The following is a 21,629-nucleotide window of genomic DNA, read 5'->3' as shown; positions in this document are numbered from 1 at the left end:
ATGCGTAAAGAGGAACGATATAAGGGAGTCTTGAACTGGTTCAACGAGCATGTGCCGGTTGCCGAGACAGAGTTGCATTACGACAATCCGTATCAGTTGCTTATCGCCGTGATCCTGTCCGCCCAATGCACGGACAAGCGGGTAAATATGATCACTCCCGCCCTCTTCCGGGACTTCCCGACTCCCGAAGTCATGGCCGCTTCCACCCCGGAAGTGATCTTCGAATATATCCGGAGCGTCTCTTATCCCAACAACAAATCGAAACATTTAGTCGGCATGGCGAAGATGCTGATGTCCGATTTCGGCGGTGTCGTACCATCCGATATCGACGAGTTGCAAAAGTTGCCCGGCGTAGGCCGCAAGACGGCAAACGTCATCGCCTCGGTGGTCTACAACAAGCCGGCAATGGCTGTCGACACACATGTGTTCCGCGTAGCCAACCGCATCGGCCTGACGAACAACAGCAAAACCCCGTTGGAAACGGAAAAGGAGCTGGTGAAGCACATCCCGGAAGAACAAATCCCGATCGCCCATCACTGGCTGATCCTGCACGGGCGTTACACCTGCATCGCCCGCAAGCCCAAATGTGAAGGATGCGGCCTCAAACCCTGGTGCAAATATTTCCTGAGCCCCGAGAAAACATAACGTACAATGAAAGCTGACAAGCGGGAAATAGTGACATTCGTTATAGCTGCTCTCGCTACGCTGGTGGCAGTCTGGTTCTTTTTAGGCAAAATGCAAAAAGAGAAAGAGACGGTGCGGACCGATCTATATACCTTGGTCGCTCCGGCATCGGATGCCGTGCTACGCGTAAACCGCCCTTCCGCCTTTGCCAAATACATTTTATCCCGCGAGCGTGAACATGCAGCTTTCGCCTCCAAAATTCCGGAGATCTACCTTTCCGTTATCCGGAACAATCCGGATCTTCCTCCGATGCTTTTCTCCTTCCATCCGCAAGGTGTCGTATTGTATATGCAGGCAGACGGGCAAACGGTCGGACGGATCGAAAAGAACACGTTACAAAAGGCTTTCGGTGCATTTGCCCCACAGAAGCAAGTTAAAGAAGACATTACTTTCACCTATTATCCGGAGGCAGGCAACCACTTCTTCGGTTATTACCGATATCAGGGAATCTGGGTTGCCAGCTACAGTAAAAAGCTATTGGAAGAAGTCGCCCGGATACAGCGGAACAGACAAAACTACCTGCTCCCCGACCAGGATCGCCTGCGCAAAACATTCGACCCGAACGCCCCGCTGAACCTGATGATACAGGCAGACAGCCTCAACCTCTACGTCGCCCTGCCTGATTCCAGCGAATGGCGCATCCGCAACTGCTGGCTGGGCGCCGACCTGTTCAGTAACGAAAACCACCTCTGCTACTTCGGCAGCCTCCCTCATAATGCAACTGCCGACAGTTTATATGCTCCGCTGGGAGACACGCTGGCAAAGCGGATGGAACAGGCATTTCCGCAATTCAGCGTCACCAATCAAACGAACAAGGAGAATGGCCGGGTCTTTTATACCGGATGTTTCAATCCCGAATGATAAACAGGCACTATAGATCATCCCTGTAGCAATTTCTTCAACATCTCCAACGCCGTCCCCGCCGCCAACCGGATATTCTCTTCGCGTTCCGTACCGAAATGGCAACATTCGGACAGGACCTTGTCTTTCAGGGTGGCGGCAATCCAGACGGTCCCGACCGGCTTTTCCGGCGTACCGCCACCGGGACCGGCAATGCCGGAAGTGGCAACCGCACAGTCGCAACCTAACACACGGATCGCTCCTAACGCCATCTGCTCGACGACCGGACGACTGACTGCCCCGTACTGCGCCAAGCTCTCTTCCGAAACGCCTAAAACATGATGTTTCACTTCATTGCTGTAGGAAACGACTCCCCCGCAAAAGTAATCGGAGCTGCCGGCCACACGTGTAATCAGATGTGCAATATATCCGCCGGTACAACTTTCAGCCGTTCCCATCGTCAGATGGCGGGAACGAAGCAACCCGCCTATTTCTTTTTCTATAACCATTCTTATCTTCTTTACCTTTTCCCTATATCTTATGAAAGGTTTCCTATAGGGGAAAATTTTGTTTCATGCTGAGGAAACTTTTGTTTCATGCTGAGGAAACTTTTGTTTCATGCTGAGGAAACTTTTGTTTCATGCCCATGAAACTACAGACACGTTACCTCAGCTTCGCCTCTACCCTAGCAAAGGGAGCGGCATCCATCGGGCAGAACTGCTTGTCGAGATACTTGTAATACCCCGTTATGGCAACCATCGCCGCATTGTCCGTCGTGAAAGAGAATTTCGGGATATGCACCTTCCAGCCAAAACGCTTCGCATGGTCGAGGAAAGCGTCCCGCAAGCCGGAATTGGCCGACACGCCACCGGCAACGGCCACCTCCTTGATGTCCAGGTCTTTCGCAGCCCGGCGCAATTTATTCATCAGGATATCGATCACCGTCGCTTGCAAAGAGGCACAAAGGTCCTGCTTGTTCTTTTCGATAAAATCGGGATCATCCTGTAGTTTGTCACGCAAGGTATAAAGGAAAGAGGTCTTCAATCCGCTGAAACTATAGTCGTAACCGGGGATATGCGGCTTGCTGAATGTAAATGCCTTCGGGTTCCCTTCGTTGGCAAGTCGGTTCACGACAGGGCCGCCGGGATACCCCAGTCCCATCACCTTCGCACATTTGTCGAACGCTTCACCGGCGGCATCGTCGATCGTCTGCCCGATCACTTCCATGTCGTTGTAAGCATTCACCTTGATAATCTGCGAGTTTCCACCCGAGACCAACAGGCAAAGGAACGGAAACGAAGGAGCATGATCGTCTTCCGGCGTCTCCTTGATGAAATGAGCCAGCACGTGCGCCTGCAAATGGTTGATCTCGATCATCGGGATATCCAACGAAGCCGCCAGGCCTTTGGCAAAGGAAGTTCCGACCAGCAACGACCCCATCAAGCCCGGCCCACGTGTGAAAGCAACGGCACTCAGTTCGGATTTATCGATGCCGGCACGCTTGATCGCTTCGGCAACCACCGGGATAATGTTCTGTTGATGTGCGCGGGAAGCCAGTTCGGGAACAACACCGCCATAAGCTTCGTGAACAGCCTGACTGGCAATTACATTCGACAGCATCACGCCGTCGCGAATTACAGAGGAGGAAGTATCATCGCACGATGATTCGATTCCTAATATTGTCACACTCATATCTTCGTTTTAATTTTTGTGCAAATTAACGAAATCTATCGGGATATTGTTGTAGTTTTGTGCTTAAATATAGTAAAGATATCAAAGGACTTAAATACATAATCATCACCCTGCTCACCCTGTTCTGGATATTCTACGCGACTCCGGCTATCTTGCTGCGCATTCCCTACGTGCAGCAAAAAGTGGCAAACACGGCAACGAAAGAATTATCCGGACGCTTAGGTGTGCCCGTACGGATCGGGAATGTAGACATCGAGTGGTTCAACCGCCTGGTGCTGGAAGACCTGTATCTCGAAGATGAAAACGGAGCCGTGCTGTTCGATGCCAACCATGTGTCGGCCGGTTTCGAAATCCTGCCTTTGCTGAACGGCAAGATCGTGTTCTCGACAGTCCGCCTGTTCGGTTTCTCCGTCAGCTTGAGCAAGGAGACGCCGGCAGACAAGCTGAACCTGCAATTCGTCATCGACGCTTTCGCCAGCAAGGACACGGTGAAAAAGCAATCCAATATCGACCTGCGTTTCAACTCGATCCTGATACGCCGCGGCAATTTCCGTTACGATGTGAAGAATGCAGCCGCCACCCCCGGAAAGTTCAATGCCAAGCATATCGACATCCGGAACATAAGTGCCAAGATATCGATGAAGGCATTCAACAAGGACAGCCTCAATGCCAACATCAAGAAGATGAGTTTCGACGAAGCCTCGGGCTTTTCGCTGAACAAACTGTCGCTCAACATCGTAGCCAACAAAGACAGTGCGATCATCAATAACTTTGAAATCAAGTTGCCTGAAACAGACCTGAAAATAGACCGCGCCCATCTCCATACGCAAGAAGCAGCCAGTGCGTCCGATTGGCTGGATCATTCGCCCGTCGAACTGAACATCGCACCTTCGCAGATTTGCCTGAAAGACCTCTCCGCTTTCGTCCCGGCATTCCGCAACTTCTCAGAGGCCATCGAACTTTCGGCCGAGGCATCGGGCTACATAAACAATATCGACCTGAAGCGGCTGACACTGAAATACAGCGACAAGATGCTTTTCATCGGCAAGATGGAGATGAAAGGCATCACGCATCCGGAAGACGCCTATATCTTCGGGCAGGTCAACAAACTGTACATCACGACCGAAGGGATTTCGGGCCTGGCTAACAACTTCAACGAGCGTCCGGTCAAACTGCCCGATGCGATCGTCAAGTTAGGCACGATCAACTTTACCGGCGAGATATCCGGTTTCTTCGACAACCTGGTCGCTTTCGGCAAACTCTCGTCGGCGATCGGTTCCGTCCAGACCGACCTGATATTCGGGAAGGACAAGGAGAAGAACATCGCCGCCTACCTGAAAGGCCACCTCTCGACTTCCACCCTGCACCTGAACGAGCTTTTCCCTGACGGCAACCCGTATGGGACAGCCAAGTTAGCCGTTACGCTGGACACGCGCCGCCCTGCCAACGGGTCGTTTTCGGGTAATATCAAAGCGAATATAGACGAGTTCGAATACAAAGGCTACAAATACGAAAACATACTCCTCTCAGGCAACTTCAAGAAAAACGGGTTCAACGGCGTGCTGGACATCGACGATCCGAACGGCAAACTATATGCCGAAGGGTTGTTCCTGCATCAAGGTAAAAACTCCATGTTCAACTTCACATCGCGTCTGGAACATTTCCGGCCGGACAGTCTCCACCTGACGAATAAATACGAGGCTCCGGACATCTCCTGCTCGCTGAACGCCGACTTCACGGGAAACAATATCGACAATCTGGAAGGGAGCATTACGCTCGACAGTCTCTCCTTCATAACCAAGCCGGACAGCTTTTTCCTGAAACAGTTCAAGGTGGAAGCTACAGGCCATTCGCTGGACCGCCACCTGACCATCACCTCCGACGTCCTGAACGGCGAAGTGACGGGCGCTTACTCTTTCACGACAATCGTCCCCAGCCTTATGAAGACTCTGAAAGGATATGTCCCGGCTCTGGTCAACGTCACGCAGAAGAAGCAGAAGGTGATGGAAAACAACTTCTCCCTCTTGTTGACCGTCGAAAATACGGAAGCCATGTCCAACACCCTGAAACTGCCTTTTACGATGCTGAACCAGGGACGCATCACGGGACATTACAACAACCAGTACAACCGCTTCCGCTTTGAGGCCTACCTGCCTAAATTCAACATCGGCAAGTCCATGTTCGAATCCGGTTACCTGGCCTGTGACAACCCTGAAGACAGGATAAACTTGAAACTCAAGGCTATCAATTATAATGCCAAAGGCTTGCGCAACTACATGGACCTGAAAGTAGATGCAAAAGACAACCGGATACAGACGCGGATCGGTTGGGCGAACAACAAAGAACGATTGTTTAAAGCAGACCTCTCCGCCTCCACACTCTTTATCGAGGAAGAGCAGGAAAAAGGGCCGGCCAAACTACGTACGGAAATCTCGCTGAACGAGAGCCCGCTGATCCTGAACGATTCCATCTGGCACATCGCCCCGTCCACCGTCACCATTGCAGACGGCAAGATCGGGATACAAGACTTTTCCGTCTCCAACGGCACCGAATATCTCCACATGGAAGGAACGGTTTCGAAAGATCCGGCCGACACACTGTTGCTGGACCTGAAACAAGTCGAGCTGAGCTACATCTTCGACATCCTGAACATCCCGGTACTCCAATTTGCCGGAAAGGCTACCGGGACCTTCAACATCACCGACCTTTACGGCAGCCGGATGCTGAACACCGACCTCGAAGTACAAAACTTCTCGTTCAACCAAGTACAATTAGGACGCCTCAACCTTTTCAGCGAATGGGACGACCAGCAAAAAGGCATTCTGATGTTAGGCAGCATCTACAAGAACGATACGACCTGGACCGATGTGAGCGGTTATGTCTATCCGGTCGGCAAAAACGCAGGCCTTTCCCTCTTCTTCGGGGCAAACGACCTGAACCTGGCATTCCTGCATCCCTTCGTCGAGAATATCGCCAAGAACATGCAGGGACGGGGCTTTGGGAATATCCATCTGCACGGACCGTTCAAAGCGTTGAATGTGGAGGGAGACGCCTTCGTGCTCGACGGTGGCCTGGGTATCGAATATCTGAACACCTACTACACTTTTTCCGACTCCATCCACCTGACGCCGGGAGCGATCATCGGGCGCAACGTGACGGTACATGACAAGTTCGGCAATTCGGCAAAAGTAAACCTGACCGTCAATCATAAACATTTCAAGGATGTCAGTTTCGATGTAGGAGTCCAGACAAACAACATGTTGGTGTTCGACGCACCCCAAAAGCAGAACCCGTTGATATTCGGAACCGTTTTCGGAACCGGGACAGCCTCCATAAAAGGGAACGGGCAATTGATCAACTTCGACATCAATATGAGAAGCGATCCCAAGACATCCGTCAAACTCGACTTCATGAACAACTCTTCCGCGGCAGAATATGATTTCATTACGTTCGTGAATAAAAAGGAATTGCGGGAAATGGCACTTACCCGGCCGGTCGATTCCATAAAACCTCTTATCTTCAAAAACGAAGACGAAGGGGCGGAGTTGCGCATGAACTTCCTTCTCGACATCACACCGGATGCCGACATCGAGTTGATCATGGACCCGGTCGCAGGCGATAAAATAGCAGGAAACTGCAACGGAAGCCTCCAGATACAGTACGGTACGAAAACCGACTTACGCATGTATGGAAACATCGGGATCGTACAAGGGAACTATAATTTCAGCCTGCAACAACTCATCCACAAAAACTTCAAGATACGGGATGGCAGCATCATCAACTTCCGGGGAGATCCCTTCGAGGCAACGATGAATGTAAACGCCATCTATAACGTAACAGCCAACATACAGGACCTGGATCCCAGCCTGACATACGAAAGTTCCCGGCGCAATACGCCGGTCAATTGCGTATTGAAATTGGACGGTGTGCTGCGGAATCCGACTATCTCGTTCGACCTCGAACTGCCGAGTTCCAACGAAGAACTCCAACGACAGGTCAAAAGTTTGGTCGATACGGAAGACATGATGACCCGGCAAATCATCTATCTGCTGGTTTTGAACAAATTCTATACGCCGGAATACAATGCGCAATATAAATCGAACGATTTCAGCGCAGTGGCCTCATCCGCCCTGTCCTCCCAGATATCCAGCATCATGAACAGTTTCACCGACAAAGTGCAACTCGGCACAAATATCCGGACCAGCCAGGACGGCATCGAAGATACGGAAGTAGAAATGCTGCTGTCCAGCCAATTGCTGAACAACCGCCTCATATTCAACGGGAACTTCGGGTATAAGAACAGCTCGATAAACAACCAGAAGAATGCCTTCATCGGCGAGTTCGATCTCGAATACCTGCTGACGCCAAGCGGCGATATTCGCCTGAAGGCCTACAACCATGCCAACGATATGTATGTGATTCTAAAGCAAGCCCTGACAACACAAGGAGTAGGTATCATGTACAAGAAAGACTTTACCCGCTTCTCCGACATTTTCCGGCGGCGAAAGAAATATCCTTTAATCCCCCTACGCCCGACCCTACCGGACAGCACGCAACAAACACCGGCCGCAACAGAGCAAGTTCTTCCGACAGCAACAGAACAAACAAAAAAGTAATCCGGATTTCGCATGTATGAAAGAAGAAGTCACTTTCTATAGAAGAATACTTACATATATAATTTAGGCACGGATTTCACGGAAAACACGGAAAGAAAATATATTTATCCGTGTAAATCCGTGAAATCCGTGCCTGAAAGATCGTGATAAAGGAGTTTTGAACCTCCTTCAATGATGATATACGGTTATGCGAAGAACAGAATCAACAGCTGCGCCGTCAATACCCGGAGGAACATTGTCAACGGATAGACAGTTGCATACCCTACCGATGGAGCATCGTTGCCGGCTGTCGCATTCGAATAAGCCAATGCAGGCGGGTCGGTCGTGCTGCCGGCAATAAGCCCCATAAGCGTAAAGTAGTTGACCTTGCAGAAATAGCGGCCGATACAACCGATGATCATCAACGGCACAAACGTAATGATGAAACCGTAGCCGATCCAAGCAAAACCGCCATTATTCACAATCGTATCGACAAAACCGTCGCCGGCACTGATTCCCACGCAAGCAAGGAAAAGCGTAATACCGATCTCGCGCAACATCAAATTCGCACTCTGCGTCGTGTAAGTAATCAATTTATAATGGTAGCCGAAGCGGCTGATCAGAATAGCCACAACCAGCGGACCGCCCGCCAGGCCCAACTTGACCGGCTGCGGAATGCCTGGGAAGGTAATTGGGATACTGCCCAGCACGATACCCAACGCAATGCCGACGAAGATCGTGATCAGGTTCGGTTCGTTCAGGCGCTTCATCGAATTGCCCAAAACCTTTTCCACGTTGGAAACCGCTGTTTCGGTACCGACTACGTTCACCCGGTCGCCGACCTGCAAAGTCAGCCCCGGTTTGGCAACCAGATCGACACCGGCACGATTGATACGGGTGATATTGATACCATATAATTTACGCAGTTTCAATTGTCCCAGACGCTTACCGTTCAGTTCCGGTTTTGTGATCAGGATACGGCGGTTGACAAACTGACTCTCCATGCGGATCCACTGTTTACGTTCCATATCGATCTCTTCCCCGATAAAAGTCTTGATCGTCTCCGCATCCGTCTCGGTCGTGATAACAAAGACCTTGTCGTTTTCCTGCAATACCGTATTGGCCGAAGCTATTTCGATCTGCTTGTTGCTGTCACGCCAGACACGGGAAATAACAAAATCACGATGTTCCAGCAGGTTCGACAATTCGGCAACCGTCTTTCCGAAGATAGCCGGATTCTTCACGACCAGCGAGATCGGCTTAGCCTCATTGGTATGCGAAGAATCTTCGCTGTTCAACTGCTCGTTCTCCTTATCGAAACTTACACGGAAAATATACTTAATCAAGATAATGGACAGGATAATACCGATCACACCCAACGGATAAGCGACAGCATATCCCAGAGCAATCGTATTGTCTGACACTCCGTGCATATCGGAAAAAGCCTGCTGGGCAGCACCCAATCCCGGTGTATTCGTTACCGCCCCCGACAAAATGCCGACCATCGTAGGCATCGGGATACCGGTTGCATAATGCAGAATGACAGCTGTCACGACTCCCAGGAACACAATGCCGCACGCCAGCATATTCAGCGTAATCCCACCCTGTTTGAAAGAAGAGAAGAAACCCGGTCCGACCTGCATCCCTACGGAGTAGACAAAAAGTATCAATCCGAACTCTTTAAAAAAGTGAATCACGTTGTGGTTGATCGTAAAACCGAAATGACCTAAAATGATCCCCACAAACAACACAAGAGTAATTCCCAAAGACACGCCGAAGATCTTGACCTTACCTAATTGAATACCCGCGGCGATCACAAAGGAAAGCAGAAGTATGGAGTGGCCGATGCCCTCGCCCCATAACAAATCATTAATCCAATTCATAATAATACGTGTAGTTATAATCTTAAATTTGCCTTAAAGGTTGCAAAGGTAGCCATTTACTTTGTGTTTAACAACATATATACTATCTTTACCCACCAAATATTTTAAAAGATGAAAAAGAGCTACTATATCTTATTAGGTTTACTGGCCTGCCTCTCGCCTGTCTTCGGACAGGGCGACGCGGACTCCGTAACATCTGCATCGGAACAGGTTCCTGCGAAAATAGTCACCATCAACACGAGCGCCGGAACCCTGAAAGCGAAACTGTATGACGATGTCCCCAACCATGTCCGCACCTTTATCGAACGTGCCAAACGGGGCGAATACGACGGGACGCTGTTCACCCGTGTACTCCCTGAATTTATGATACAAGGCGGCGCTCCCGATTCGCGCAATGCCCCCGCCGGCGCCCGTTGCGGTTTCGGGGACCGGAATTCGGAGATCATGCCGGAGATGCGGCCTCACCGCTTCAATAAGCGGGGTGCGTTGGCTGCTCCCCGCCAGAACGACGACATCAACCCGCAAAAGAAATCGGATATGTCGCAATTCTATATCGTACAAGGAAAAGTCTACACCAACGGTGAACTGGACACGCTGGAAATGATCGCCAACCAGGATATCAAGGAGAAGGCCATGCAGAAGTTCTTCTATCCCGTCCGTGCCGAACTGCGCATGCAGAAAGCCAGCAACAAACGCGAATACCAGAAACGCCTGCGCAAGATCAACGCCCAAGTAGACTCGGTGGTACGCGCCACACCCGGACACCTGCTGTTCACCAAAGAACAACGGAAAGCCTACACCACTGAAGGCGGTTGCCACCACCTGGACGGCAACTATACCGTCTATGGCGAACTCATTGAAGGATTCGACGTCCTCGATGCCATCGCCGGACAAGCCCGCGACGAATACGACCGCCCTAAAAAGGACATCCGTATTATCAAGGTGACAGTAGACAATTGAAAGTGCAAAGTGAACTCTTATTTCTTAATTATTAATTAATAATATCCCCGTGCTCAAACGAGACTTCATCATGGTACAGATCGAAGAACTTGCCAAAGTAGTCCTTCAGATCATTATGAACCGCAACACAAATGCGGCCCGCCATACTCCGGAATTAATCCAAACCGTGTACAGTTCCCTCAAACTGGACCGTCCTACCCTTATGACAGCCCCGCCCGAAGAACTCATCCGCCGCCTTGACAGTGACGACAACGGCGGGATCCTCCGTCTTGAGATAGCCGTCAAGACCCTGATCGAAGAAAGCTACCTCTACCCAGACGAGGAACAGACGATGTTGCAAAAGGCCAAGACGCTCTTAGAATATATCCAAACGCACGACAAGACGTTCTCTTTGGAACGCGTGAATATGCTGGACGAATTGGAACGGCGCATTCTTTGACCGGCAGTCAAGCAGTTAACCGGTATCTCAAGGATATTCTTTATTTTTGTTCCGTACAAACATATAGAATATCAATCGTATCTTTAACCCTGAAAAAATCAACATTCATTATGGACATCACACCCCGTTTCAAACATATCCTGTCGGTTGCCGTCATCTGCCTGACGACAGTAGTACCGACTTTTTCGCAATCGTGGCCGGAGATCACGGCCAAATCGCGTCCTGCAACCCGCTGGTGGTGGCTGGGGAGCGCAGTAGATACGGCAAACCTGACTTATAACCTGGAAACCTATGCCCAAGCAGGGTTAGGAGGTGTCGAGATCACCCCGATCTATGGCGTGCAGGGAAACGATGCACACGAAATCCCGTTCCTCTCTCCCGCCTGGATGCGGATTTTGCAGCATACCCGGTCCGAATGCAAACGCCTCGGGATGGAAACGGACATGAACGCCGGAACCGGCTGGCCTTTCGGTGGCCCGATGATCTCCTTAGACAATGCAGCGACCAAAGCGATCTTCCAAGAATACGCAGCCAAAGGCGGGGATAGGCTTCGGATCACAATTGATGTGGAAGACCGGAAACAACGGGGAGTCGCCAACCTGAGCCGCCTGATGGCCTTTTCCGACAAGGGGGAACGGGTCGACATCACATCAAAAGTGAAAAACAACCGGCTCGACTGGACGGTTCCTGCGGGAAACTGGCGCCTGATAGCTTTATTCTGCGGGAAAACATTCCAACAAGTGAAACGGGCGGCTCCCGGTGGGGAAGGTTATGTAATGGACCATTTTTCAGGAAAAGCCGTCAAGCAGTATTTCGCAACCTTCGAACGGGCTTTCCGGGAAAACAAGGTTCCTTATCCGCATACCTTTTTCAACGACTCGTATGAAGTGTACGGAGCCGACTGGACCCCCAGCCTGCTTGCCGAATTCGTCCGCAGGCGCGGATACCGGCTGGAAAATTACCTGCCGGAATTCCTCAATCCCGCACGGACGGATACGACCGCCCGCATCCTCTCGGACTATCGGGAGACACTGGCGGAACTTTTACTGGAGAACTTTACCCGCCAATGGACAGAATGGGCGCACCGGGGCGGAAGCCTCACCCGTAACCAAGCGCATGGTTCGCCGGGCAACCTGATCGACCTGTACGCTACAGTCGATATTCCCGAATGCGAGGGATTCGGCCTCTCCCGGTTCCATATCAAAGGATTACGTCAGGATTCGCTGACACGCAAAAACGACTCGGATCTGTCGATGCTCAAGTACGCCTCCTCGGCTGCCCATATAGCCGGTAAAAAACATACCTCCTCGGAGACCTTCACCTGGTTGACCGAGCACTTCCGTACGTCTCTATCACAATGCAAACCGGATATGGATCTGATGTTCGTATCGGGTGTCAATCACATGTTTTTTCACGGCACTCCCTATTCGCCCCGTGAGGCGAAATGGCCCGGCTGGCTGTTCTACGCGTCCGTTAACATGTCGCCGACAAACAGCATATGGAAAGATGCCCCCGCTTTTTTCGATTATATCGCCCGTTGCCAGTCGTTTTTACAGATGGGGAAACCGGACAATGACTTTCTGGTCTATCTGCCGATATACGACATGTGGCAAGAAGCAGGCGAACGTTTCTTAGCTTTCGATATCCATAAAATGCAACAACGGGCTCCCCAGTTTATCCGCGCGATACACACCATTTACGAAAGCGGATATGATGTCGATTATATCTCCGACAACTTTATCCGGAGTACCGGCATCAAAAACGGGAAGCTGGTGACTTCGGGCGGTTCCTCATACAAGGCGCTGGTCGTTCCCGCCGTCCGTTATATGCCGTCCGATATTCTAAGTCATTTGGTACAATTGGCAAAAGAGGGAGCCACGATCGTCTTTATCGGGAATTATCCGGAAGATGTACCCGGCTTCGGAGATCTGGATAAAAGAAGAAAACGCTTTCGCCAGGCATGTGAGAAACTACCGGCAATCGCCTCTTTCGACGAAACCGCGACGAATAACCTACAAAAGGGACGGATCATCACCGGCTCCGACTATTCCCTTGCCTTGCAAGCTTGCGGTGTCGCACGGGAAGAGATGAAAACCCGATTCGGCCTGCAATGCATCCGCCGCTCGAATGCAACCGGATACCATTACTTTATCACCTCTTTGCAGGAGAAAAATGTCGACGGCTGGGTTCCGCTGGGTGTTCAGGCCAATGCCGCCATCCTTTTCGACCCGATGACGAAGGAGCGAGGTGCCGCATGCCTCCGCCAGCAGGAAGGGAAAACGGAGGTTTACCTGCAAATACCTTCCGGGGGATCACTCATATTGCAGACTTTCACCGGAGAGGCTCCCGATTGCCCGGCCTGGAATTATATACAAGAACAGTCTCTCAGCATCGGGCTGGACCATGGCTGGACTCTGAGCTTTCCCGAAAGCGAACCGGCCATTCCGGAGACATTCGTGATAGACAGTCCTGCCTCCTGGACCACGCTCGATCATCCGGACGCACGACGGAACATGGCGACCGGCCGGTACAGCCTGACATTCAGACTACCCGAAATAGCAGTCGACGACTGGATACTGGATCTGGGGGATGTACGGGAAAGTGCACGTGTCTACATTAACCGACAACCGGCCGGAACGGTGTGGGCTGTCCCTTTCCGCCTGAAAGTCGGAAATTATCTGGAGCCGGGAGTCAACCGGATCGATGTGGAGGTGACCAATCTCCCCGCAAACAGAATTGCCGATTACGACCGGAAAAAAACAACATGGCGGATTTTCAAGGAGATCAACATGGTCGACCTGAATTACCGGCAAAGACAATACGACAAATGGGAGTCGATGCCATCAGGACTTAACAGTCCCGTCCGCCTGATTCCCGTCGTCACAAAGCAGGTGTTGCCTTGACTCGTGGCGATTCTAACAGACTCCAAAGAGTAACAATTCCATACTAATTAAAGTAAAAAAGATTCTTTCTGTAAAGTTTTTACTACCTTTGGCAGTCGCAAATGAGATAGTTAGTGTTACATTAGTTTTTAAATATAATAAATTATGGCGAAGATAAAAGGAGCTGTTGTTGTAAACACAGAGCGATGCAAAGGATGTAACCTCTGCGTAGTAGCCTGCCCGTCGGATGTACTCGAGTTGCACCCGCGTGAAGTAAACAACAAGGGATACCACTATGTGTACATGAAAAACCCCGATAACTGTATCGGTTGTGCAAGTTGCGGGTTAGTTTGTCCGGACGGTTGTTTAACCATCTATAAAGTAAAAATATAATAGACAGATATGGCAGAAGAAGTAAAATTAATGAAGGGTAACGAAGCCATCGCCCATGCGGCCATCCGCTACGGCGTAGACGGTTACTTCGGCTACCCGATCACTCCGCAGTCGGAGATACTCGAAACCCTGATGGCCGAAATGCCGTGGGAAACAACCGGAATGGTCGTGCTACAGGCTGAAAGTGAAGTGGCCGCCATCAATATGGTATATGGAGGTGCTGGTACAGGTAAACGTGTGATGACCTCCTCGTCCAGTCCCGGTGTCAGTCTGAAACAAGAAGGTATATCTTATATCGCAGGAGCCGAACTGCCCTGTCTGATCGTGAACGTGATGCGTGGCGGTCCCGGTCTGGGAACGATCCAACCCAGCCAGGCCGACTATTTCCAGACAGTCAAAGGTGGAGGACATGGCGACTACCGCCTGATCACGCTCGCCCCCTCTTCCGTTCAGGAAATGGCGGACTTCGTCGGACTGGGTTTCGAGCTCGCTTTCAAGTATAGTAACCCTGCCATTATCCTGGCAGACGGCATCATCGGCCAGATGATGGAAAAAGTGGTATTGCCGCCTTTCCATACACGCCGTACAGAGGAAGAAATCATAACCGAATGTCCGTGGGCCACACAGGGAAAGACTGCCGGCCGTAAACCGAATGTCATTACATCACTGGAGCTGGATCCGGCAAAGATGGAAGAAAACAACATCCGCTTCCAGGCTAAATATCGGAAGATCGAAGAAAATGAAGTCCGCTACGAAGAGTTCCAGTGCGAAGATGCCGAATATCTGCTGATCGCTTTCGGTTCTTCCGCCCGTATCTGCCAGAAAGTGGTGGAAATCGCACGTGCGGAAGGCATCAAGCTCGGCTTGCTCCGTCCTATCACATTATGGCCGTTCCCGAAAAAAGAGATTGCCGCCTATGCAGATAAAGTAAAAGGCATGCTTTCCGTCGAACTGAACGCCGGACAGATGGTCGAAGACGTACGTCTGGCTGTAAACGGCAAGATAAAGGTGGAACATTTCGGCCGCCTCGGTGGTATTGTGTTCACACCCGATGAAGTACTGAATGCACTTAAGGAATTAATAATTGAGAATTAATAATTAAGAAATCATTTAGTCAAGCAGTCTTATTTTTTAATTCTTAATTTTCAATCATGACACGCGGAAGTAAAATTGATACGATATTGACCTGGCTATTCATGGTTTTAGCAGTAGCAGCTGTAATCTGCTACTTTGCTTTCCCTGAAAACCGCCAGCCATTTCTGTATTGTGGTGGCGCGGCGATCTGTTTCCGCTTGGTTCAATATCTGATGAGATTTATTAGCTAAATAATTACGAACATGGAAGTTAACGAAATAATTAAACCGGAGAACCTGGTATATGGAAAACCCAGGTTGATGAATGAAAATCCCATGCACTACTGTCCCGGTTGCAGTCACGGCGTGATACACAAGCTGATTGCCGAAGTGATCGCCGAAATGGGTATGGAAGATAAAACAATCGGTGTCTCTCCCGTCGGATGTGCCGTATTTGCCTATAATTATCTGGATATCGACTGGATCGAAGCGGCTCACGGACGTGCACCAGCTATCGCGACAGCCGTTAAACGACTGAATCCTGACAAGATGGTATTCACTTACCAGGGCGACGGCGACTTGGCCGCCATCGGTACCGCCGAAACAATCCATGCTGCCAACCGTGGAGAAAATATTGTGATCGTATTTGTCAACAATGCCATCTATGGTATGACAGGCGGTCAGATGGCCCCTACCACACTGGAAGGGATGCCGACGGCAACCTGCCCTTACGGCCGTAACATCGCCCTCAACGGTTATCCGTTGAAAATCGGCGACCTGCTTGCACAGTTGGAAGGGACCTGCTTGGTCACCCGCCAGAGCGTACAGACTGCCGCAGCCGTCCGTAAAGCTAAAAAGATGCTTCGCAAGGCATTCGAAAACTCAATGGCCGGCAAGGGCACTTCAATTGTCGAATTCGTTTCCACCTGTTCATCCGGTTGGAAAATGACACCAGAAAAGGCAAATAAATGGATGGAAGAGAATATGTTCCCGTTCTATCCGTTAGGAGATCTCAAGAACAAAGAATAATTAATCAGCAAATTATTGACAATGAAACAAGAGATAATAATAGCAGGTTTCGGTGGACAAGGGGTTTTGTCAATGGGTAAGATCCTGGCTTATTCCGGCCTGATGGAGGGGAAGGAAGTCAGTTGGATGCCTTCTTACGGCCCGGAACAACGGGGGGGTACAGCCAACGTAACCGTTATCCTGAGTGACGACCGCATCAGTTCTCCCGTACTGAACGAATATGATATTGCCATCATCCTGAACCAACCATCGATGGACAAGTTCGAAAACAAGGTGAAAAAAGGAGGTATCATTATTTATGACGGATATGGAATCCATACACCGGTGAAACGGACCGATGTCATTGTATATCGCGTGGATGCCATGGACGCGGCTACGGAAATGAAAAACGAGAAAGCATTCAATATGCTGATCCTCGGCGGACTGCTGAAAATCGTCCCGATGGTGAAACTGGAAAACGTATTGTTAGGCTTGAAGAAATCTCTGCCCGAACGCCACCATAAACTCATCCCGATGAACGAAGCGGCTATCAAGAAAGGTATGGAGATTATACAGAAAGTGTAATCTTGCAAAAAGAATATAAAGAGGGCGTTTCTATTTCGTAGGACGCCCTTTTGTTATATCTTTGCCCCTCATGAAGCATAGCTTATACATATTATTACTCTTGATAATATCCGCTTCGGCTCTGTATGCGCAACGCCGGCCAGGTGGAGACCGGAAAGGATTCTCACTCGGAAATCTTTCCAAATCCAATCAGGAAGTCCCTGACAGCCTGCTGATTCCCGATAGTGCATCGACAGCCAACAGACGTATCACGGCCTACCGGCTTACTCCTCTGTTGGGCGATCCTTATATTGCTCCATTGGATACGTATAAACTGAATTTCGCCAACAGCACGCTGGTGGAATCCGAATCATTGGCTGTCGGCTATCTGGCCAATACGGGATCGCCGGCACAAACCCGTATCTTTTCCGAACGCAAGGAACCGCGGGATTTCCTGTTTGCCGATGCTTACGATTATTATATTACGGACCCTCGGAACGCGCAGTATTACAATACGAAAATCCCTTACACAAACGTGATGTACACGACCATGGGGGGAAGTGAAAGCAAAAACGAACGATTGAAAGGTACGCTGACCATGAACTTCGGCCCGAAGATCAACGTAGGCGGCGATCTGGACTATATCTACAGTCGCGGATATTACAAGAATAACGGCAATAAGCTGTTGAGCTATCGCCTTTTCGGGAGTTACAAGTCGGATCGCTACGAAGCGCATGCCTACCTGAGCAACTTCAACTTCATCAATTACGAAAACGGAGGATTGGCAAACGACTCGGTAATCACCAACCCGGACCAATATTTTGCCGGCGAGAGAAACCAGGACGACCCCAAGGCATTCAATACGCGCTATCCGGTCAAAGCCTGGAACCGTGTACGCGGCAAACAGTATTTCCTCAGCCACCATTACAATCTCGGATTCGAGCGCGAGTTGGAAGGGGAAGTGGACACACTGGGAAATCCCATGAAAGTATTCATTCCCGTATCCAGTATCATTCATACGCTGGAATATCAGGACAACCGCCGCCGTTTCCGCTCGGAAGCGGATCAGAACCTGAACGAATGCTATCTGACTCCGGATGGAGACCCACGTGTGTTCGGTTTGGAAAACGGTACGGGTGTCGACGACCGTACTTCCTATTGGAACCTGCGCAATACTTTCGGACTCTCCCTCCGCGAAGGTTTTCAAGACTGGGCCAAGTTCGGCATCACCGCCTTTGCGACTTTCGACAAGCGCAAATTCCAGTTGCCGGCCCAGATACCGGGACTGTCTTACGATCCCGAATATGGAAGCGGATTAGACGCTTCTCCTTCCACCATCGATTTTCCGGTTACACAGGTGTATGACGAATTTTCAACATATATCGGAGCTGAAATCTCCAAACGCAAAGGAAACATACTGACTTACAATGCCCGTGGAGAACTTTGCGTCGTGGGTGACGATATCGGGGAATTCCGGGCAACGGGAACCCTGCAAACCAAATTCAAGTTATTTAAAAAAGACGCAACAATCAGCGCGGAAGGATACATTAAGAATGTCACTCCTTCATTTTATATGCGCCATTTCCATTCCCGCTATTTCTGGTGGGACAACCGGGATATGAACATGATCCAGCAAATCCATGCCGGAGCCAAGATCGACTTGGAGTCCACACGGACCCAACTGTCTGCCGGGATCGAAAGCATACAGAACTACGTATTCTTCAACAAACAAGGAATGCCGGAACAGAAAAGCGGAAATCTGCAGGTGATAAACGCCCGCATCAAACAGGACATCATGTACCGCGCTTTCGGATGGGAAAACGAGGTAGCCTATCAGCTGAGTAGCGACAAGAGCGTACTGCCTTTGCCTCAAATCAGCCTCTACACCAATATGTATCTGAAATTTAAGGTGGCAAAGGTATTGATGGTGCAACTGGGTGCCAATATGTATTATAATACATCCTACTACGCCCCGTATTACGAACCGGCAACACAGCAGTTCCAGGTACAGGATGAAGTGAAAGTCGGTAATTACCCGCTTGTCAATGCCTATGTCAATTTCCACCTGAAACAGGCTCGTTTCTTTGTGATGGGCTATAACCTGAGTTCCAAGTTCGTCAATCCGAACTATTTCTCGCTGGCGCATTATCCGCTGGATCCGTTCGTCCTGAAAATGGGCGTGGCTGTCACATTCAACAACTGATCATATGAAATCGAAGAAACTGATAGGAGTCTATACCGGGCTGCTGATAATCGCCGTTGCAACCATGATCATGTTATGGCGTCTGAAAACCATGTCGAAGGCAGAAGTTCTTCCACGCGATTATCCGGAGATCAAAAAAGAAGGAGTCCTGCGGCTGGTGACCGAATACAATCAATCGGGTTATTATGTGACAGGCGACACGATAGAAGGTTTTCAATACGAACTGAGCCAAGCTATCGCCCGATTATCAGGTCTGGAAGTACAGACGCTTTTGGAGATGAGTCTCGCCGAGAGTTTCGATATGCTTGAAGAAAACAAATGCGATGTCGTCGCCCGCAATATCCCGATCACCAGCGAGATCAAAGAGAAATATCTGTTCACCGAACCGATCGTCCTCAACAAACAAGTCCTGATCCAACGAACGGAAGATGCCAATAACGGACTCAAGCCTATCCGCAACCAGCTCGATCTGGCCGGCAAGACTCTATATATCCCGAAAGATTCTCCCGCCCAACTCAGGCTACAGAACTTAGGACATGAGATCGGCGATACGATTTACGTGATAGAAGATGAATTATACTCCGGGGAACAGCTTGCCATCATGGTAGCCAAAGGAGACATCGATTATGCCGTCTGCGACCAGCAGATAGCCGCCCTTTCCCAAAAACAACTCCCGGAAATAGATATCAAAACAGACATAAGTTTCACGCAACTCCAATCCTGGGCAGTCCGCAAAGACTCCCCTATCCTGCTCGACAGCCTGAACAGCTGGCTGGACCAGATACGCAAGAACGGTACATTCGACAAAATATACAAGAAATATTATAAATAATGTGCCAAACATTATCATTGGCACATTATTCATCATGCGACGGCAACACGAATGAGAAAGTCGAGCCGACCCCTAATTCTGATTCCACATGCATGGAACCGCCCATCTTAGTGACAAGTCCCTGACAGATGGCAAGCCCCAAACCGATACCTTCCACATAATCGTTCACTTTGACAAAGCGGGTAAAAAGGCTTTCCAATTTGTCCTTTTCTATACCAATCCCGGTATCTCTTACATAAAACTTCAAACATTTATCCGGCAGGCAGGTATATCCTAAAGTGATACTTCCCTCTTTAGTATTCTTAATGGCATTATTCGCAAGATTATTGATCAATTGCAGCAAACGGATGCTGTCTGTCCCAAAATGACATGCAGAACTGCCTTTTTCCATAAGCAATTGCACCCCCTCAGGCATACGGAGTTTGATAGAGGCGAATGTCGTATCCATCAACTCGTTTATATCGACCTGTTCATAACTGATCTTGATGGCATCGGCTTCAATCTTGGACAGATCGAGAATATCGTTTATCAATTGCATCAACAACTGATTATTGGTCTTGATGATCTCATAATATCCCAGACGTTCCTCGTCCGAATCGGCAAAAGCCATCAATTCGGAGAAACCGGTGATCGCATTCAGCGGAGTACGGATCTCATGGCTCATATCCGCCAGATACTTTGACTTCATCTTATCGGCAAGTTCCGCCTTATGCCTGGCTTCTTCCAGGTTCAGTTCCTGCCCTTTGCGCTCCTGTATGTTGATCGTACATCCCAAGATCACAAGCGCCCTTCCCTGTTCATCCCGTTCGTAAACGGTTGCCGACGATTCGCGCCAATGATAATTATCCATCCCCGGATACTTCACACGCAACTCGATTTTCACTTCCGACATCTCTCCCGAACACAACTTCCGGAAAGCCTCATCATGCATCTCCCTGTCGTCAGGATGAACCCGCGCGGCAAAGCGAAGCCATGAAATATCGATCAGTTCGTCTTCTCTGCCCGGTTGCCAATTATTCACCTGAACAACCGCATCATTATAATTTCGTTTGCTATTAGGATTCACGAATATGGAACAGAGGCGTATATCATTGGAATTCAAAGCCATTTTAGTAAGCACCTGCGAACGTTTCAAAGTGTTCTCCATCTTGTTGCGAGCCGTGACATCCCGCCACAAAGCCAACAAAAGAGGTTTGCCATTACTCAAGGCGATCGGGAATTTCGTGACCTCAATATCCTTCCGGATACCATACGCATCCGAAATCTTACCGCTAAATTCGATGGTCCTATCCGTTTCCATGACATCACGATCCAACTCCAAACGCTCTTCTGCGGACATGATCGCATCAAAACGCAATTCGAAATCATTATGCCCCTCCACCTTTTCCGTATCGATTCCGGTTATTTCTTCCATAAAGCGATTCCAATACAGATATCTGAAATCATCTTCTGCATCTTTTACGAAAACGCCTAACGGTAGCTTATCCAAAATCGTATTAATCAATTCATGTAATGAATCTTGCTTTTGTGAGATCGGCTGGATATCCTTCCAGCCATAAGTACTGCCCATAACAAAATGCT

General features: G+C 49.6%; 16 protein-coding genes. 12 read left to right on the top strand and 4 right to left on the bottom strand.

The features are described from left to right. Entirely contained in the window at window positions 1–645 is a 645-nt protein-coding gene (gene nth, locus RDN79_RS05290) for an endonuclease III (protein WP_298554805.1), read from the top strand. Window positions 646–651: 6 nt separating this feature from the next. After that, entirely contained in the window at window positions 652–1,545 is an 894-nt protein-coding gene (locus tag RDN79_RS05285; RefSeq protein ID WP_298554808.1) for a hypothetical protein, read from the top strand. A 17-nt stretch (window positions 1,546–1,562) separates the two neighbouring features. Here the strand turns inward: RDN79_RS05285 and RDN79_RS05280 are convergent, their stop codons facing one another. Both RDN79_RS05280 and tsaD read right to left on the bottom strand, forming a co-directional pair. Next, a complete protein-coding gene (locus RDN79_RS05280; RefSeq protein WP_298554811.1) occupies window positions 1,563–2,033 on the bottom strand; it encodes a CinA family protein in 471 nt (156 codons plus the stop codon). Between the two features lie 154 nt (window positions 2,034–2,187). Beyond that, window positions 2,188–3,216: a tRNA (adenosine(37)-N6)-threonylcarbamoyltransferase complex transferase subunit TsaD gene (gene tsaD / locus RDN79_RS05275; RefSeq protein ID WP_298554814.1), complete on the bottom strand. Its 1,029-nt coding sequence runs from the start codon at window positions 3,214–3,216 to the stop codon at window positions 2,188–2,190. 110 nt (window positions 3,217–3,326) lie between these two features. Between tsaD and RDN79_RS05270 the strand changes: the two genes are divergently transcribed. Next, window positions 3,327–7,832 carry a translocation/assembly module TamB domain-containing protein gene (locus tag RDN79_RS05270; RefSeq protein WP_298554860.1) on the top strand — a complete coding sequence of 1,502 codons (4,506 nt, stop codon included), beginning with the start codon at window positions 3,327–3,329 and terminating at the stop codon, window positions 7,830–7,832. A 185-nt stretch (window positions 7,833–8,017) separates the two neighbouring features. Here RDN79_RS05270 and RDN79_RS05265 read toward each other — a convergent pair whose 3' ends face one another. Beyond that, window positions 8,018–9,694, bottom strand: a complete 1,677-nt coding sequence (locus RDN79_RS05265) for a putative transporter (RefSeq protein WP_298554817.1) — start codon at window positions 9,692–9,694, stop codon at window positions 8,018–8,020. Between the two features lie 111 nt (window positions 9,695–9,805). Between RDN79_RS05265 and RDN79_RS05260 the strand changes: the two genes are divergently transcribed. The 9 genes from RDN79_RS05260 to RDN79_RS05220 all read left to right on the top strand — a co-directional run bounded on the left by RDN79_RS05260 (window position 9,806) and on the right by RDN79_RS05220 (window position 20,048). Beyond that, window positions 9,806–10,654, top strand: a complete 849-nt coding sequence (locus tag RDN79_RS05260) for a peptidylprolyl isomerase (protein WP_298554820.1) — start codon at window positions 9,806–9,808, stop codon at window positions 10,652–10,654. 49 nt (window positions 10,655–10,703) lie between these two features. Next, window positions 10,704–11,093 carry a hypothetical protein gene (locus RDN79_RS05255; protein WP_308572963.1) on the top strand — a complete coding sequence of 130 codons (390 nt, stop codon included), beginning with the start codon at window positions 10,704–10,706 and terminating at the stop codon, window positions 11,091–11,093. A gap of 110 nt (window positions 11,094–11,203) precedes the next feature. Beyond that, complete coding sequence (locus RDN79_RS05250) at window positions 11,204–13,996, top strand: glycosyl hydrolase (RefSeq protein ID WP_298554825.1); 2,793 nt, start codon at window positions 11,204–11,206, stop codon at window positions 13,994–13,996. Between the two features lie 144 nt (window positions 13,997–14,140). Next, on the top strand, window positions 14,141–14,368 hold the full coding sequence (locus tag RDN79_RS05245; RefSeq protein ID WP_122343683.1) for a ferredoxin family protein: 228 nt from the start codon (window positions 14,141–14,143) through the stop codon (window positions 14,366–14,368). A gap of 9 nt (window positions 14,369–14,377) precedes the next feature. After that, the gene (locus RDN79_RS05240; RefSeq protein ID WP_298554830.1) at window positions 14,378–15,463 is read left to right on the top strand and encodes a 3-methyl-2-oxobutanoate dehydrogenase subunit VorB; all 1,086 of its coding nucleotides are present in this window, start codon (window positions 14,378–14,380) and stop codon (window positions 15,461–15,463) included. Between the two features lie 242 nt (window positions 15,464–15,705). Continuing rightward, a complete protein-coding gene (locus RDN79_RS05235) occupies window positions 15,706–16,470 on the top strand; it encodes a thiamine pyrophosphate-dependent enzyme (RefSeq protein WP_298554833.1) in 765 nt (254 codons plus the stop codon). A gap of 21 nt (window positions 16,471–16,491) precedes the next feature. After that, entirely contained in the window at window positions 16,492–17,034 is a 543-nt protein-coding gene (locus tag RDN79_RS05230; RefSeq protein WP_298554835.1) for a 2-oxoacid:acceptor oxidoreductase family protein, read from the top strand. A 70-nt stretch (window positions 17,035–17,104) separates the two neighbouring features. Beyond that, window positions 17,105–19,216 (top strand): putative porin, encoded by a 2,112-nt coding sequence (locus RDN79_RS05225; protein ID WP_298554837.1) that lies wholly within the window; start codon window positions 17,105–17,107, stop codon window positions 19,214–19,216. 4 nt (window positions 19,217–19,220) lie between these two features. Beyond that, the gene (locus RDN79_RS05220; RefSeq protein ID WP_298554839.1) at window positions 19,221–20,048 is read left to right on the top strand and encodes a transporter substrate-binding domain-containing protein; all 828 of its coding nucleotides are present in this window, start codon (window positions 19,221–19,223) and stop codon (window positions 20,046–20,048) included. A gap of 25 nt (window positions 20,049–20,073) precedes the next feature. Here RDN79_RS05220 and RDN79_RS05215 read toward each other — a convergent pair whose 3' ends face one another. Continuing rightward, the gene (locus RDN79_RS05215) at window positions 20,074–21,618 is read right to left on the bottom strand and encodes an ATP-binding protein (RefSeq protein WP_298554842.1); all 1,545 of its coding nucleotides are present in this window, start codon (window positions 21,616–21,618) and stop codon (window positions 20,074–20,076) included. Between the last annotated feature and the right edge of the window lie 11 nt (window positions 21,619–21,629).

Origin of the sequence: uncultured Parabacteroides sp. (genome assembly GCF_902493135.1) — a bacterium.
In the GTDB taxonomy this organism is placed as follows: domain Bacteria; phylum Bacteroidota; class Bacteroidia; order Bacteroidales; family Tannerellaceae; genus Parabacteroides.
Note: the sequence above shows the minus strand (reverse complement) of the source record. Positions and strands in the feature narration are given on the sequence as shown.